The sequence below is a fragment of the Psychrobacillus sp. PGGUH221 genome, from assembly GCF_042055255.1.
Taxonomy (GTDB): Bacteria; Bacillota; Bacilli; order Bacillales_A; family Planococcaceae; genus Psychrobacillus.
Genome location: NZ_JAQMHQ010000004.1, coordinates 1 through 16,395, shown reverse-complemented (window position 1 = coordinate 16,395; position 16,395 = coordinate 1). Strand labels below are relative to the sequence as shown.

Sequence of the window (16,395 nt, the reverse complement as noted above, 5' to 3'; positions counted from 1 at the left end):
TCCTCAGCCACCACAGGAAAGTGGCATTTGACCTCGAGCACACGCTTTTATTGCGACGAGCTTGCGCAGGAGCAGCTGGTGTCTGGAGCTGGACAATACTTATTAGAAAATCATATAATTTCTTTTCTTATAAGAACAGGCGCCGATATATGGCGACAAAGATTGATCGAAAATAACGTTTTGAAAGAGGACATATTATGGCTTTTGATGGTTTATTTACAATTTCAATGAAAACTGAATTACAACAATTAATTACTGGGCGTATTTCTAAAATACATCAACCGAATGCACAAGAAATTTTAATGCAAATTCGCGCGCAAGGGAAAAACTATAAATTATTATTTTCAGTTCATCCTTCTTATTCGCGAGTGCAAATTACGCATGAAACAATTGATAACCCTGCACAACCGCCACTTTTTTGCATGGTGTTACGTAAGCATTTAGAAGGCGGAATTATCACTTCCATCCGACAACATGAAACAGACCGTATTCTCATCTTCGAAATTCAAAGTAAAAACGAAATTGGAGATGATATTACACGAGAAGTCCACATGGAAATAATGGGTCGTCATAGTAACTTACTTTTAATTGACCCTACTCGAAATCTTATTTTGGAAAGCATTAAGCATTTATCACCTTCCATGAATAGTTATCGAACAATTTTACCTGGTCAACCTTATATTGCACCTCCCGCTCAAAATAAGCTCCATCCCTTAGAGTATTCTAAAGAACTCTTAGATGTGATTCATTCAGTTAATGAATCAAAAGAAATTGTAGATCAAATTTCTGGTTTCTCACCATTACATGCAAAAGAATTACTGTATCGATTTAATAATGGGACAGATCGGACAGAAATTTATAAAGCATATATGAGTGAATTTGAGCAAGGTGGATCTGCAAAACAAATAGTTGAATACAACGGAAAATCTTTTTATTCTCCAAATACTTTATCTCATTTAGATGGAGATAAATTTAATGAAGAAACTCTAGGAAATTTACTAGATAGAGTTTATTTCGCAAAAGCAGAACGCGACCGTGTGAAACAACAGGCTGGAGATTTAGAAAGATGGCTTCAAAACGAATTAAATAAATTAAAACTGAAAATGAAAAAACTCCAAAAAGACTTTGAACAAGCCGAAAAACTAGATACTTTCCAATTGTATGGGGAGCTATTAATGGCAAATGCTTATGCAATTGAAAAAGGCTTAAAAGAAGTAGAGCTAGTCAACTACTACGATGAAAATGGTAAAACAGTCACTATCCCATTAGATAACCGAAAAACAGCTACGCAAAATGCACAAAGCTATTATAATCGCTACACAAAAGCGAAAACGGCATTACTGAAAATAGAACAACAATTCGAAATAACAAAAGAAGATATTGCGTACTTTGAATTACTTCTTCAACAGGTAATGCAGGCATCTCCGACCGACATCGAGGAAATCCGAGAAGAACTAATGGAGCAAGGGTTATTAAAAGCACGTGCATCGAAAAAGAAGAAAAAACCAATGAAACCAACACCTGAAAAATTCATTGCATCTGATGGAACAGAAATTTCTGTTGGTAAAAATAATAAACAAAATGATTTTGTCACCTTTAAGCTGGCGAAAAAAACAGACACATGGCTTCATACCAAGGATATCCCTGGATCCCATGTTGTTATACATTCAGAGAATCCATCCGAAACAGCATTACTAGAAGCAGCGAATCTTGCAGCATATTTCAGTAAGGCTCGCGAATCATCTTCAGTGCCAGTAGATTATACGGTGATTAAGCAAGTGAAGAAGCCTAGCGGTGCTAAACCAGGGTTTGTCATTTATTTTGAGCAGACTACTTTGTTTGTTACACCGGATGAAGAGAAGATAAGACATATGAAGAAATAGAAAAAGGTTATCAGAGTGATCCATGGATCCGCTTTGATAACCTTTTTTGGTTCCTTCTAAAAATTGTAAAGGGTGTGGCGTATATCGTAATACTAATAAAACTATTAAGTGTATTGAAATTGATATATTGATTGATTTTTAAATGAGTGAAACACCATTTGAAAAATATATAATAATGTAAATTGGTTAAAACCTGGAATTTATCATTTTTTAAAAATACTATCTAGAGACATCAAAATCTACCGTACTACCAGGGTTAAATAACATTCTATTCTTTGTGTAGAAATAATATTTTTCATAATATTTCTCAGCAGCAAAGTTCCACTCTATAAAACAAGAATCATTATCAATGAATATATTTAATTAGAAATTTTTTCACTAATAAAATTGTAGAATCTCCATCTGAATATAGAACTTCTTCATCCTCACTTATACAAACTACTTTTTTTAATTTATTACTAAGAATATTTTTTGTTTCTTGCTTCAATTGTGGGTAACCATAAAATATTATTATCCACCAACTATTAGGATCCTCAAAAAAGCAAGTCCAATTTATTAATTTAATTTTCTCTCTAATAAGTTTATCAAGATCTTCAGATTGTTTTTTCTTAAGTTTATTTTTTTTAGTATAGTTTATCAAAACAGCCGCTAAATTTACCGGATTTTCTCTATAATCTATGTTATCATATATAAATTCCATAGTTTTGGTTCCAATTTGAATATTATAAGTAGAAATAAAGAGCAAAAGGTCTATCCAATCATTGGAGAAATTATTAAATATAATTTTTCCATACCTCTCTATATTCCACCCAATATTTTCAATGATCTGTTCAGGCTCAATATTCAAAAATAAAGTGTATAATCTAATAATTTTTTGAGTGGAGTCATAGCTTAATTCAATCCATTATCCACAATTAATCTGCTCCCCCTACATATTTTTTTATAAAATTGATATTGTGGCGCAACCCCTCCGGCTACCATTTTTGATTTCCAAATGTTTTAGATTTACTTAACATTACAAGTTTTTGATTCAATTATCTGATGAAATTAATTTTTAAAATTTTAAAGAAAAAACCTTGAAAAGGTTATTCCTATTTAAGGCTAAAATTATATCTCTCTACCATAACTCGAAAACGGGATTTAAATTTTAGACAACGATCATAAGTCTTCCGGATTAATAGGTGTTATCTCTTCAATTAGCCTTACCTCACTTTTAGATACCCACCCAAGCCATGAATCTCTATCTATTCTAGGCAATTTTAGATTCCTTCCCACGAGTAAAGAACCTGTAGCAACTTGATATTGGTCATCCTTTTCCTTTAATATTTGGACTTTCTCCCCTTTTATAATTCCATAAGAAACAATACTCACACAATTCACTAATTCGTTTGGTTTCACTAGCTTAGTATAAACGCCACTTTGGTAAGTATCTTCAAATGTTGCATCTATTTTCTCTTTCTCTTCAGTCATGATTTTCAAATTATTATCCATATCAACAGTTAACCTATACTCTACTCCCTCATTAGATCCAAATAAACCTGTTTTTAACATATTATTCACCTCAACTGGTCCGGTTTCCTTCGGCTCTTGCAGATACACTGTTAAAGCCTCATTGCTAATTTAAGAAAATAGAATAATATTTTTTCTGTTCTTAATTTTTTTATAATGTCTAAAGCTTTACAACATATCTCTATTTAACAATATCTTTACCAATTATTTCCCCATTATTAATATCTATATATAATCTTCTACCGTAAAAATCAATCACACCCAATTTATTATCACGTTCACTCAAACCAACATACGGAAATCTATTTTTTCCTATAATCTCCTTATTAGGCTCTTGTATTTTCCACAATAGATCACCATTTTGATTAATACCATATACATTATCTAATGAACCATCAATAGCCAGTAAAACAACAATTATTTCATTTACTATTTTTACTTCTAGAATTTTCTTCTCAAAAAAGACTTCCTTTTTATCTATAATTAACTTATTATCATTAATCTCTACATTTTTCATTTTACCCCACCTATTAGTCTTTCATTACCAAATTCCCCAATATATTGACCCATTAAATCAAATTGAGTCCCCCCTCCTTTATATCCAAAAAGAGGATTCACAATACCATTTCTTATTATAGTACCTTCCTCTAACTTTAAATCTGCTATATATTTAGGAGTATACGGTAAAGCAAATTTCTCCTGTATTTCTTTTGGATTCAAACCTTTTATATCTTCAAACTCCATAAACCAACCTCCATACATTTTAGAATTTTCTCCATCGTATACTCTTACAAAGGTAGTATTTTTTGTTAATAATAATTCCTTTACAACTGTTCCAGTTTTGTAAGGAGGTTGATCATATCCCATTTCCTCTTTCCACCATTTATTGACTTCCTCTGCAGATACCTCGTTTTTCACTTTAAAATTTTCAATATTCTGCGTACCCTTTGTACTATCTAACTCTGCTACTTCAGGTTCTGTTATCTTATTCGGTGTAGAATGCTTACCAGTCACTAAATTTTCACTAACGCTTGTAACTTGGTTTTTTCCTGCTCCATTAACTCCACTCGTAATTTTAGCCATGGAAAACAGTTGATCCTTCAACCCCACACCATTAACCACGTTATAAGGTATCTCTCCTGCCATTGCCAGCTGAGGACGTGGAGTGTATGGTAACAGATTGGCAAGGGAAGAACTTGCATTATTTGTGGCGAAAACTACTTTTGGAACAGCTGCTCTAGCTGCAGTGGTACCTGTTTTTACGAGGGCATTTGCACCTTTTGTACCTACGATAGATGTTGCAACAGTCCCGATGGCGTAAGCAACCCAATGTCCACGGGAATTAGCGTCACCATTAACCATATCCCGTTCATAGGATTGGGAGATGGCGGTTTTAATGGTGTTATATGTTTCTATAGGATTTGTGACTGCATTCACAAGGCCTTCGACGGTTGCCTTAGGGTTTGTGATCGTATCCCAAAGACCAACCACAAAATCTTTTCCCGCATCATAGAGACCCGTCCCTACTCCTTTAACTAGCTCTACACCAGTATCCACTATGGTATCATTCTCATTCTCCACTTCCGGGGAGTCAATATCGGAGTTGGCGGATGTGGTCAAATCGGTCAAGAGCGGGTTACACGAAGCCAAGGATGCCCATTGATTTGTTTGAAAATGGATATCAGTAAGTCCGTCTTTAAATAATCCTTCTAAATCCGCAAGCCAAGTTTCCATCGTCTGCATATCTTGTTCAATTGGCGTCAGTGCGGTTGTCTGAGATAAATCGAATTCGTGAAGTTGAGTGACCGTGTCATCACGTTCCCTCTTAGAATTAACAACTCCCTCCTGTACTACGCTATCATCGAGATGTGGTAGTCCAACAATGTCACTTACTTGATCCATGATACTATTTGTCTCATCCGTCAAATTAGCTGTCAACTGGCCGATCAGCGTAAGTCCTTGTTCCAGCTCTCCTTCTAGGAATTGTTCCAGTATGTAGCCGGCCGAATTAGGTTCGAGTGAGTGAAGTGCTGCCTCCATCTGGTGAAGAACTTGTTTGAAATTCTCGGAAAACAATTGGAAATATTGAAGAAATGGTAAATGGCACTCTCCATAAAAGGAGCGAATGGCATTTCCTCCCTCACCTTTCAATTGATCCTCCATCTGGACGAGCCCATCGACCGCCCGATGATCGCTTCTATTTCACTTCGTAACCTGTCTAACATGGTAATGTTGCGTTGAAGCCCCACTTGAAATAAATCTACGTCCAACACTTTCATAGGCATTGCCTCATCATTTGCTTAGAATTCACAACTTTTGAATAAAACCAATAATCCTTATTGTACAATGTTACCCCACTGGTGATCATTCTTCTCCTCCTCTAGCAACCTATCAATAGTTATAATATTCCATTTTTTCATAGCTAGGTAAAGGGAGAAGTTGTAATTTTCGAAAAATAATCCTTTTGCTTTAAATTGTAAAAAATGGTTCGTGACTCTTAGACTACTACGAAAGGCGAATAGCGGTTATTTAGAAGGAGTTAAAAAGAGGAGTCAATATCCTATACACTGAGTTATTTTTAATAACTGTTATTTACTTGCTAATCCCATTCTTACTAGCTGCTAAAATCGTCCATATATATTTCACGAGGTCCATTAATGCTACTATACATAAACAGCAAGTTGTAGACATATTTTCATTAGCTCGATACTATCTCATACTCTATAACCTTATCTTCATCGTTTAACCAGATGATTAGGTAATCGCTATCCATCCTTATTAGCCCTAGCTCAAGTCCAAGAAGATATACAATATTATTCTCTTCATTGAAAAATGAATCTCCATCTGGAACTCCTAATAGTTTTTGAATGTCTTCTTTTGTCTTACCTACTATTTCATTTTCATTCAAAAAGTCGTAGACAATATATCCTCTATCATCAGGATTGTTTATCCATTTTTCTGTTGTAAAGTTTGTTTTTCTTTCATTTGCTCCTAACCGATCTGCTAAAAACAGAGGTGGAATGATACAAAGAACAGCAATAACAAGTAACATAATCTTGCCTTTTCGCTCATTCTTAAGATAGCTGTATTTCCACAAAATCAATATTAATAGCCAAAAAAACAAGAGTGGTAAAAGAACCACGGAAAGACTTAATACGCTGTAAGAGACATAGAAAGTAATTATGAAAAAGGTAAGTCCAAAAAAAAGTAATATATACAAAAAAACACTTACACTTAATATACTATTTGATAAATATCTCTTTTCCAAGTGTTCGTCTCCCCTTTTCAATTTTGTATTTTGAAAGTTAATTTGTCGGAGAAGAATTTCATAGGTAGAAATTGTCCCATTTAAACTTCTCTTAATCAAATAATACCACATTATACCATTTTCATAATTTTAATATCATATAATTAACTACAAAGTCGAGAACGTAAGTTGGAGACTTGCCTTTACCATCTTTTTTAACAAACCTTCAAACTTCAAGGAGTTGAAGATTCCCAATAGCACTCTTCAGTTTCCTGTATGCTTTGGAATGCACCATATACAACAAAAAAATCGACTGGAAGTTGACTTCATCACTTCTAGTCGATTTTTACTTTTCGGAAATCCTATTGGAAATGGCAAACCTTCGAGTTCCCACTATCACAAGATACCTAGTTAGTTATTACTTTTCAGATTTACCTTTTGGATTCCCTTGATTATAGGAAAAAACAAATCCGTACTTATACGCATCTTTAGATTTATTTACATATGAATAGGATGGATCTTCTTCTATTTTTGCGAAGCTAGGAACATCCCCTACTTCATTGTCTACCGCTTTCATACTTACTGGTAATGCAAATGGAAGCTTACCGGTTGGATTTATTCACCACAAATAACATCAATGGTCGAACGGCATTCACCACTTATCAAAAGTGCTGGAAGAACAAAATAGACTAATATTGAAATATGAACTGATATTAGGATATGGAATATTTTTGTAAAATGCGATTAAATATCTGTTGTAGTTGTTCCTTACCTAACCCCATAACATATGCTTCCATTAAAATTTGTTCAAGATTAAATGAAATTTGATACAATTTATTGTCTTTAATAGTGGACGAATGTCCAGTTAATATAAATGCTTTGGTTTTAGGTTTGAGTGCTATCAAACCTTTTCGCTGAAGTTCTCTGTAGCTTTTGTGAACGGTATGTAGATTAACTTTTGTTTGCATAGCCATATCACGAATAGATGGTAATTGATCGCCATTCTGCAAGTTTCCTTTGGCGATTTCTAAAATAAGTTGCTGAGCTAGTTGTTGATAGAGAGGAATTTTACTACTTGTGTCTAATGATAAATTCATTTTTTTCCATCTTTCCTCTCCTATTCAGAATTTAAATCTATATTTGCTAACTTTGAAAAGTAAAATTACTGTACTTACTATTGTTAAAATCGCAATATTAATAGTCACTACCCATTGAGAAACATTCAACGCAAGTAAACAGAAATGACTGAATGCAATAACCATCAATATCGGAAATCCATATACTAGACTGATTAATACGTTAGGATTAGATTTAACAGCCTCTGACGGATTTTTCCATTTTAATAATGGATGTTGCATATCATAAATAGGTGACAATAAATTATAATTAATGATTAATAAAAATGTAATAAGTAATAGCAACAGCCCAAGAAGATCGATATTTCCAAATAACATGTAAATAATATAACTGATTAAAACTGATAGGATACTTATTAACGAGGCAATTGTAACTTTTGCTAGAAATACTTTTCGTCGATCTAATGGAATTACAATGCTAGATGCATAATTCTTTCCCTCTCTTGAATAAGGTGTACCACTAATATTGTTTACACAGCTTAAAAATAATATCATGTATGCAAATAGATGACTTTCATTGTCAGCAATCCACTGCAATTTCAACAAGTCCATCTTAACCACAACTGTGAACATAATTGTAAATAAAGGTGTAAGGATCAAACTCAATATGATTTGCATTTTAAAATATGGCTCTGCTTGAATAATCCAGAATTCTCTTTGTAAATAATAACCCCAAATATTTTTCGTTCTGTACATCGAAATTTTGGGCATTTTTTCAACTCTATTTTCAAGCAGTCCGTTTTTGTAATAGTTAACCGCTATATTTTTAACAGTAGCAATTAATAATAGTATACAGATTAGTATTAGAATACTAACTATAATGAGAAAACCTATTAAGCTAGCTTTTGTTAACAGTGGTGTTGTAATCGCTTTTATAAATGTTTCTTCCATCGAAAGTCTATACCCCATATTAAGCAAGTTTGCTATAGCAGTGAAAAAGTCTGATGAGGTAGATACTTTAAAGCTCCTTATTATTAATTTGATTTTTTCCGATTGATGAGTTATTAGATATATGAAAGGGCTTATGCCGATTAATATGGCTAATATCGTATTTGTAAATAAGTACAATAAGGAGCTAGGGAATAGTTTTCTAAAACGGTTCGAAATGGACAGTATAGATAAAAGAAATAATGCGGTAACTACATTTGTTAAAGTTAGAAAAACTACCGTTTGTACTATTTCCATCAACCCATATTTTAAAAACAATAAAAAATAAGTTGGTATCTGCAAAACTCCAACTATGATAATAGGTAAAGCAAGTCCACTTATCACTTTTGCTATAACAATTTGTTTTGATGAGATAGGTAGACTAGATAATATGTTAAAATCGCGTTGATTATATACAACTGATACTGCAAAAAAAGCTGTTAATATATACGTTAATCCCATTGAAAGAAATAGATTATAAAACAAATATTCCTCAGAGGTTCCTAAAAAGTAAATCATTATATTAACGCCTAAGTACTGTAAAGCTAAATAAAACATAGCAATGAGCAACATTATATAAAGAGCTAACTGCTGGGGCTTAGAATAGAAGGATCTAATAAATAATTTCACTAGTTGAAAATTAAACTTCATTTGCTTGTATCTCCATAAAAGTTGTTTCTAAATTTCCTTCTCGCAGTAAACTATCTACAGACTCATGCAAAACGATCTTGCCACCTTTTAAAAATGCAATTGATTCGCAGATTTTCTCTGCAACATCTAATAGATGGGTGGAAAAGAAAACGGTTCCTCCATTCTCCACATAATCCTTCAAACATTTTTTAAAGACAAGAACTGCAAATGGATCTAAACCATTTAACGGCTCATCCATAATGATGATAGGTGGACTTATCGTAAAAGCTGTAATCAACGCCATTTTATGGAGCATTCCATAAGAATACGTCCCCATTGGTTTATAAATACTCTTCTCCATCTCAAAAGCCTTAATAAAGTAATTAAGCTTTTCCTCATCTACCTTTTCATAGAGCTTTAAGACAAAGTGTATCCAATCGTATGCAGATATATTTTTGAATACATGAATTGTATCAGGGATAAAATAAAACTGCTTTTTATAGGTAATTTCATGTGATTTAGGTACATTATTAATCACTACCTCTCCATCATCTTGGTCTTCCAATCCAGTGATACAATGTAATGTAGTTGTTTTACCTGCGCCATTAGCACCAACAAATCCTAAAATTTCTCCTATTCCCACCTGTAATTCTACGCCTTTTAAAACTTCTTGTTGACCATACTTTTTCTTTAAATTACGTATAGTTAACATACTTGTCCACCTTCTATCCGCGTTGTATTCCACAAACAATGACTTGTTACTACTAAAATTTCTTTTTTGCAATCCAATAATGCATCATTACTGTCATTACAAAAATTATTAGCAGTGTTACTACAATATTAATCTCCCACCCAGTTCCCAAGCTGCCAGTAATTAGAATACTTGTTGCACGAAGACTCATACTTGCTGGATTCAACATATCTATTAGTGGGTGTAAACCTGCACAAAAACGACATATCAAAAGAAAAACAATGCTTAGTAGTGCGATAAACGCAGGGCTATTAAAAAATGTACTCAACATAGTTACAAATGTAATTAGGAATAACACCCAAATACAATATAGAACAAACGCTAAAAGTATTTGAGAAATCGGTATTGTTGTAAATAAGTACGCTGTATATCCATAAGCGACTGAGTAACCGATAGCAATACAAAGAACCGCCATTAAATAATGGATTAAAATCTTGCTGCTTATATAAGAAGAAATAGAAACTGGTCTCGTTAAAATAAATGCCAACATACCATTTGCTTTTTCAGATTGAATAACACTCATTACAGCAACGACAAGAACAATCATTCCTAACTGATCAAACTGTGAGTTAAGTGTTGAAGCAAGTACCTCGCCCCCCAAAGGTTTTGCCATTGCCGGATCAATAATAATGCCCTCCACACCTCCAAGGGTTTCTAAAATAACCGGCAAATAATACATCATGATTGGTTGTGTAAGTCCTAATAGCACAAAAACTATTGGCAACCATATAATCTTAAATTCACCAATCATTTGATTGATTTCTTTTTTACTTAAAGCTAGAAAAGTATTCATACGTTCACCACCAATGATAAAAATATTTCCTCAAGACTCTCTTTAACACCAATCTCAAACTTTGTAAAACAAACTTTTTCATCCAAACCATATTGTAATAATTGAGAACCATTTACTTCTACTTCATTGACAAATATTTTATAACCATCTTCATAACTTACTATTTTCTTTACATACGGCAAATGTTCAATTTTATGTAACCACTTTATATCTTCTTTTCGAATAACTATGTATATAGCACTCTCTTTATTACGATTTAGTAGATCGGATTTTGTGGCATCTTCTATTTTCTGTCCATTTTTAATAACAACAAAGCGTTCACAGATTTCTTCTGCATCTCCCAATATATGTGTAGATAATAATATTGTCGTTTCTTTTTTTATCTCTTTCATTAAATTTAACACTTCTCTTCTTCCGATTGGGTCAAGGGCTGATACAGGTTCGTCCATGATTATCAATGTTGGTTTATGTAGCAGGGCTTGCGCAATTCCTAAACGTTGCTTCATACCACCTGAAAAGTTTCCTACTTTGGTTTGCGCTTCATCCGCTAATCCTACCTTCGCTAATAAAGGAGGAATATCTCTATGTAATATATTTTTTGAAATACCCGATAGTGTCCCCATAAATAGTAAAGTGTCATATGCAGTCATCCATGAGAAAAAATTAGGGTACTGTGGTAAATAGCCAATTTGATTTTTCTTCGTTGAAATTTTTTGTCCATCAAGTAAAATACTACCTTCATCCGCATTTAAAATATCTGCAATAATTTGTATTAAGGTAGATTTCCCTGCTCCATTAGGACCGATTAAACCAACACATTCATTTGCATCCATTACCATTGAAAAATGATTGACTGCCGTTTTATGTTTAAACTTCTTCGTAATATTATTGATTTCTAATCGCATGTTCATTTACGTCCTTTCTGCCAATTGCAAAGTATAAAATAGGTCCAATTGTATTAAAAAATAAAATAAAAAAAGTCCACATTAATACATGTTCTCTTGTTGCTCTATGACGATATAAATCAATTAAAGCAATCATAATTAATAAAAGCGTTACTAGAAAAAAAGGTATAATGATTGGCAAAATGCTTCCCCAATCAATTTTTGATATTTCATTTAAATCGAAGTGTAATTGCATGCATAATTAACTCCTTTCTGTTATCATTATCAATAACGATAACAGAAAGAGAAAGTAACTTCAATAACTTTTTTCACTGTACATTTACTTTCATTTATATTATATTTTTTGATAACGTTATCTTTAGTTGGAATGAATGTCTTTTATTATTGTTTACATCACTTTAAAACATGTTGGAGGAACTATTTATGCGCAACAAAGTAGAGGTAATAATGCACCCAGTGAGAATGAAAATATTACAAGCTCTTATGCAAAATAAAGAAGATGGCTTAAGTACATTAGAAATGATTACTATCATCAAAGATGTTCCACAAGCAACCTTATATCGGCATATTCAGATTTTAGTGGATGAAAGTATTATTAAAATCGTAAAGGAAAGAAAAGTACGATCCGTAACTGAAAAATTTTATGCATTAAATGAAGAAGCAGCAAGACTGAGTGAAGAGGATTGGAAGCATCTATCCAAGGAACAAAAACTAAATTATATTTCCTACTATCAATTAGTTTTATTATCACAATACCAAAATTATTTAACTTTACTTGAGGATAAGGAAAACATCGAAGACACGGCAACTTTTTCATTACTAGAGCTGACTTTATCTAGTGAGCAATTTACGCTTTTCCAAAATGAGCTAAACAATCTAATGATAAAGTATTATAAAATGAGTAACGTAAATGAGGAAACTAATACTAAAACAATTGCTGTTAACATTATTCCAAAACTATAAAATCATAGGAATTAGCATTAGGTCTGTTTTAGAGAACGCATGAAATAGATAGCGAAAATGGTTTATTACAACTTCTGCTAATGCTTGTTAAAAATATCCTATTTGAATTACTAAATTCAATTTTATGTTCAATATTTAAAGAGAAAATTAGTAATTTATTGATACGATTGAACGTGGAGATTAGTTATGTATTATTTAAGTTTAATCGCTTGTATATTTATTTCTTATGAGAAAATAATATAAGAACTTTAATGGTATTATTTCATACCATTTAAATGAAGAGTGTATGAAGGAACAATAGGATTTAAATAGACAGATTAAGTTTGAAACATATTAAAAAAAAGTTGAACTCATGGAAGAGGTGAGCATTTAATACACTCACCTTTCATGTATAGGTTTAATCCTTTTTCTTAGGTTTACTTTTATTAATTTCTTTCGTTACCTTGTTTTTAGAAATAGCAATAAATTCTTCAGCGAATTCTTCGTCAGGATTATTCGTAGGATTTTTATACAGTTCGAAACTATTGTGCGTTCTAACATTGCTTGTCTTATTGTTATTTTTACTCATGGATATTCACCTCCTAGATTCTAATTTGCACTATCTAGAGAGTTTTATTCTCACAGAGTTAGTGAAAAGCTTAATGGAACTCGTTAATACTTCAGATGATTTCGCCCTGTTAAATTTATATTTCCTACTCCTCAATAATTAATGTAATGGCCAACATTCATGTTGTGCCATTTGCAAGACTTAAAATCTTTGAAGACATAGAAAAACACCTCCACGTAGAATAAAGGTATAATACCAATTTTCTAGGTAAAGGTGTTTTGTTTTATTTAATTTACTAGTTAAGTTGAAAAAATTACGTAAACCAACTTACTATTATAGTTTTTTGCATATCAGCAAGAAAAGTGTTTCCTCAATTTTTTACAATTCTTTTGCTATTACCTTAACAATTTCATCAATCGTTGAGGATGTCCCTGATTTATTTTGAACTAATACACTAAAGATGTATGATTGCCCGCTACTCGCTTCTAAATATCCACTCAGTGTACTAACACCCGTTAATGAACCTGTTTTTGCATAGACTTTTCCTGCAGTCAGTGGATCTTTTAATCGATTTCTTAAAGTGCCTCCTACCATTCGATCGTTATTAGCAGCTACTGGTAAGCTAGTAAAATAGGTATTAAACCAATCTTCTCCTTGCACTTTATATAATAATTCACTCACTGCCAAACTTGAAACCCTATTTTCATGAGACATTCCTGATCCATCTTCAAATTGCCAATCAACCATATTTAAATTAATTGATTTTCCATATTCTCTAATAACTTCTAAGCCAGCTGTTGTACTACCTTCATTTTTTTTCACTTTTCCCATTGTTTTTACTAAAATATCCGCAATTCCATTATTACTTAGTTTCATATACGGGATTAATAGTTGCTCCAGTGTCATCGATTGCTTCATAGCAACTAGTTGTGCACTTTTTGGTGTTGCTGCTCTAAATAATTTCTCTTTTGAATACTCAATTTCTGCTTCAGCTAAAACTGCCTGGAACATTGTTAATGTATGTGTCGTAGGATGTTTGACAGTCACCCATTCTTTTTTAGTTTTATCAACTGGAAGGTTCCCACTAATGACAATCTGATTTGTTTCATACATTCTTTCTATCGTTACTGTATTTGTTTTTCCTGCTTCCACTGTCTGTGCTTCATTTACTATTTGTAAATCACCAATGTGCGGAGTTACATTAATGGACGGTAACTCTCCAACAGCAGTTCCAGTTGCTTCTACGATAATCGTTCCAGAATCGTAGTCTGTGTTTGGAGAAGTTGTTAAAGCTGAAATAGGTGCAGCGTAATAATAAGACTCGTCCCCAACCCAAATTCCCGGAGTTAATAAATCATCATCAAACCATTTGTCATCACCGACAATCCGTCCGTCAATTTTATTAATCCCCTGTGCTTTTAACTCTTCTGCGAACTGTTGTAAATCTTCAAAGGATAGAGTAGGATCACCTTGTCCTTTTAAATAAACATCTCCTTTTAAGACTCCATTTGACATCTTCCCTGAAGTATAAAGAGTTGTATTAAAACGGTAATCTTTTCCTAATACATCTAAAGCTGCTGCAGTAGTTAACAGTTTCATATTAGAGGCTGGTTTTATAGTTGTTTGACCATTGTAATCATATACCATTTCTCCAGACACTCGATCTCTAACCGTAACACTAACATCTGCACCAGCTAATTTTTCTTCTATTATCTTAGTAATAGAATCACTTAATGTTTTTTCCATTGTTTCTTCTGCTTGAGCAACATTATTAAAACCAAACAGACTCACAACCAACATCCACGTCATCACCATGGCAGTCCACTTTTTCTTCATAGTTTCCCCCTATATTAACTGAATTTTTAATCTTTTCCAAAGATATATATTCTTCATGAAAAAAAATTCTCCTTTAATTCTATTTAAAACAGGTATATAGATAGAGTCCTCATAAATAAACTACCATCTATAAACCTATATTTTTCTTTAAAAGCATGTCAAACGTCTTACAATTCACCTATAACCAATGAGTAAAGAAATTTTTTTTCACCCTTTAATTTGAATATAATTTCCTAAACAACAAAAAAAGCCGCCACCGATTACTCGGTGACGACTTTTCAATTGCCCAGCGACGTCCTACTCTCACAGGGGGAGACCCCCAACTACCATCGGCGCGCGAGCTTCACTTCCGTGTTCGGGCTACGAAAGCAGATGAACGGCAGATTTCTTCGTCAGCCGCGGTCGTTCGATTCTCGCGTATATCATACGCTGCGAGCCTCTCTTCCTTGCTTCCTCGAACTCTTTGTTCCTCTACTTTCTTGCAAGTTTATTATAACTCTTTGCCTTCGGCCTTTTTTAGTACAAAAGAAAAAAGCCGCCACCGATTACTCGGTGACGACCTTTCTAGTGCCCAGCGACGTCCTACTCTCACAGGGGGAGACTCCCAACTACCATCGGCGCTGAAGAGCTTAACTTCTGTGTTCGGGCTGCGAAAGCAGATGAACGGCAGATTTCTTCGTCAGCAGCGGTCGTTCGATTCTCGCGTATATTATACGCTGCGAGTCTCTCTTCCTTGCTTCCTCGAACTCATTGTTCCTCTACTTTCTCGCAAATAAAACTACTATTCTTTGCCTTCGGCTTTTTTTAGTACAACAAAAAAAGCCACCACCGATTGCTCGGTGACGACTTTTCTAGTGCCCAGCGACGTCCTACTCTCACAGGGGGAGACCCCCAACTACCATCGGCGCTGAAGAGCTTAACTTCCGTGTTCGGTATGGGAACGGGTGTGACCTCTTCGCCATCATCACTAGACTCTTCGGCTTTTCATACACATCGTACTTCTTCGTCAACTTCATTCGTTCGGACAGTCACGTACTTGAGTACGCTCCTTTCCTCTCTCAATCATTTCCTTGAATTACTCGTGTCTAGAAACCCTCTTATTAGAGTGCTTGTTCACTCAAAACTGGATAAAAGACATTGGTGCTCGCAAATTCATATTTGGTTAAGTCCTCGATCGATTAGTATTCGTCAGCTGCACGTGTCGCCACGCTTCCACCCCGAACCTATCTACCTCATCGTCTTTGAGGGATCTTACTTACTTGCGTAAT

15 protein-coding genes, 3 rRNA genes and 1 pseudogene are annotated in these 16,395 nt (G+C 33.7%); 2 read left to right on the top strand and 17 right to left on the bottom strand.

Annotated elements, in window-relative coordinates; all coding sequences use genetic code 11:
• Positions 1–197: 197 nt before the first annotated feature.
• Positions 198–1,883, top strand: a complete 1,686-nt coding sequence (locus tag PGC35_RS07610) for an Rqc2 family fibronectin-binding protein (RefSeq protein WP_375218770.1) — start codon at positions 198–200, stop codon at positions 1,881–1,883.
• Positions 1,884–2,229: 346 nt separating this feature from the next.
• On the opposite strand, the gene PGC35_RS07605 is transcribed toward PGC35_RS07610, so the two are convergent.
• From PGC35_RS07605 to PGC35_RS07550, 12 genes and pseudogenes are all read right to left on the bottom strand, one after another.
• Positions 2,230–2,730: a hypothetical protein gene (locus tag PGC35_RS07605; protein ID WP_375218769.1), complete on the bottom strand. Its 501-nt coding sequence runs from the start codon at positions 2,728–2,730 to the stop codon at positions 2,230–2,232.
• A 311-nt stretch (positions 2,731–3,041) separates the two neighbouring features.
• Complete coding sequence (locus tag PGC35_RS07600; protein WP_375218768.1) at positions 3,042–3,434, bottom strand: hypothetical protein; 393 nt, start codon at positions 3,432–3,434, stop codon at positions 3,042–3,044.
• Positions 3,435–3,573: 139 nt separating this feature from the next.
• Entirely contained in the window at positions 3,574–3,909 is a 336-nt protein-coding gene (locus tag PGC35_RS07595) for a DUF7957 family protein (RefSeq protein WP_375218767.1), read from the bottom strand.
• A pseudogene (locus PGC35_RS07590) lies at positions 3,906–5,570 on the bottom strand (ribonuclease YeeF family protein); the annotation flags it as partial. The gene PGC35_RS07595 and the pseudogene PGC35_RS07590, both read right to left, overlap by 4 nt.
• A 520-nt stretch (positions 5,571–6,090) precedes the next feature.
• Positions 6,091–6,444, bottom strand: a complete 354-nt coding sequence (locus PGC35_RS07585; RefSeq protein WP_375218766.1) for a hypothetical protein — start codon at positions 6,442–6,444, stop codon at positions 6,091–6,093.
• 613 nt (positions 6,445–7,057) lie between these two features.
• Positions 7,058–7,216, bottom strand: a complete 159-nt coding sequence (locus tag PGC35_RS07580) for a hypothetical protein (protein WP_375218765.1) — start codon at positions 7,214–7,216, stop codon at positions 7,058–7,060.
• Positions 7,217–7,352: 136 nt separating this feature from the next.
• Entirely contained in the window at positions 7,353–7,736 is a 384-nt protein-coding gene (locus PGC35_RS07575; protein ID WP_375218764.1) for a GntR family transcriptional regulator, read from the bottom strand.
• 24 nt (positions 7,737–7,760) lie between these two features.
• On the bottom strand, positions 7,761–9,353 hold the full coding sequence (locus PGC35_RS07570; protein ID WP_375218763.1) for a hypothetical protein: 1,593 nt from the start codon (positions 9,351–9,353) through the stop codon (positions 7,761–7,763).
• Positions 9,343–10,044 (bottom strand): ABC transporter ATP-binding protein, encoded by a 702-nt coding sequence (locus PGC35_RS07565; protein ID WP_375218762.1) that lies wholly within the window; start codon positions 10,042–10,044, stop codon positions 9,343–9,345. The genes PGC35_RS07570 and PGC35_RS07565 overlap by 11 nt, the downstream gene beginning before the upstream one ends.
• Positions 10,045–10,096: 52 nt before the next feature.
• Positions 10,097–10,876, bottom strand: a complete 780-nt coding sequence (locus PGC35_RS07560) for a hypothetical protein (RefSeq protein ID WP_375218761.1) — start codon at positions 10,874–10,876, stop codon at positions 10,097–10,099.
• On the bottom strand, positions 10,873–11,781 hold the full coding sequence (locus PGC35_RS07555) for an ABC transporter ATP-binding protein (RefSeq protein WP_375218760.1): 909 nt from the start codon (positions 11,779–11,781) through the stop codon (positions 10,873–10,875). Before PGC35_RS07555 ends, PGC35_RS07560 begins: the two co-directional genes overlap by 4 nt.
• On the bottom strand, positions 11,762–12,016 hold the full coding sequence (locus PGC35_RS07550) for a PLD nuclease N-terminal domain-containing protein (protein WP_375218759.1): 255 nt from the start codon (positions 12,014–12,016) through the stop codon (positions 11,762–11,764). Before PGC35_RS07550 ends, PGC35_RS07555 begins: the two co-directional genes overlap by 20 nt.
• Before the next feature lie 188 nt (positions 12,017–12,204).
• On the opposite strand from PGC35_RS07550, the gene PGC35_RS07545 reads away from it, so the two are divergent.
• Positions 12,205–12,744, top strand: coding sequence for a helix-turn-helix domain-containing protein (locus tag PGC35_RS07545; RefSeq protein WP_375218758.1), 540 nt, complete (start codon positions 12,205–12,207; stop codon positions 12,742–12,744).
• Between the two features lie 397 nt (positions 12,745–13,141).
• Here PGC35_RS07545 and PGC35_RS07540 read toward each other — a convergent pair whose 3' ends face one another.
• The 5 genes from PGC35_RS07540 to PGC35_RS07525 all read right to left on the bottom strand — a co-directional run.
• On the bottom strand, positions 13,142–13,312 hold the full coding sequence (locus PGC35_RS07540) for a hypothetical protein (RefSeq protein WP_172794324.1): 171 nt from the start codon (positions 13,310–13,312) through the stop codon (positions 13,142–13,144).
• Between the two features lie 357 nt (positions 13,313–13,669).
• The gene (gene dacB / locus PGC35_RS07535) at positions 13,670–15,127 is read right to left on the bottom strand and encodes a D-alanyl-D-alanine carboxypeptidase/D-alanyl-D-alanine endopeptidase (RefSeq protein ID WP_375218757.1); all 1,458 of its coding nucleotides are present in this window, start codon (positions 15,125–15,127) and stop codon (positions 13,670–13,672) included.
• A 284-nt stretch (positions 15,128–15,411) separates the two neighbouring features.
• Positions 15,412–15,537, bottom strand: a 5S ribosomal RNA gene (rrf, locus tag PGC35_RS22240).
• 446 nt (positions 15,538–15,983) lie between these two features.
• A 5S ribosomal RNA gene (gene rrf, locus PGC35_RS07530) occupies positions 15,984–16,099 on the bottom strand.
• Between the two features lie 186 nt (positions 16,100–16,285).
• A 23S ribosomal RNA gene (locus PGC35_RS07525) occupies positions 16,286–16,395 on the bottom strand; the annotation flags it as partial.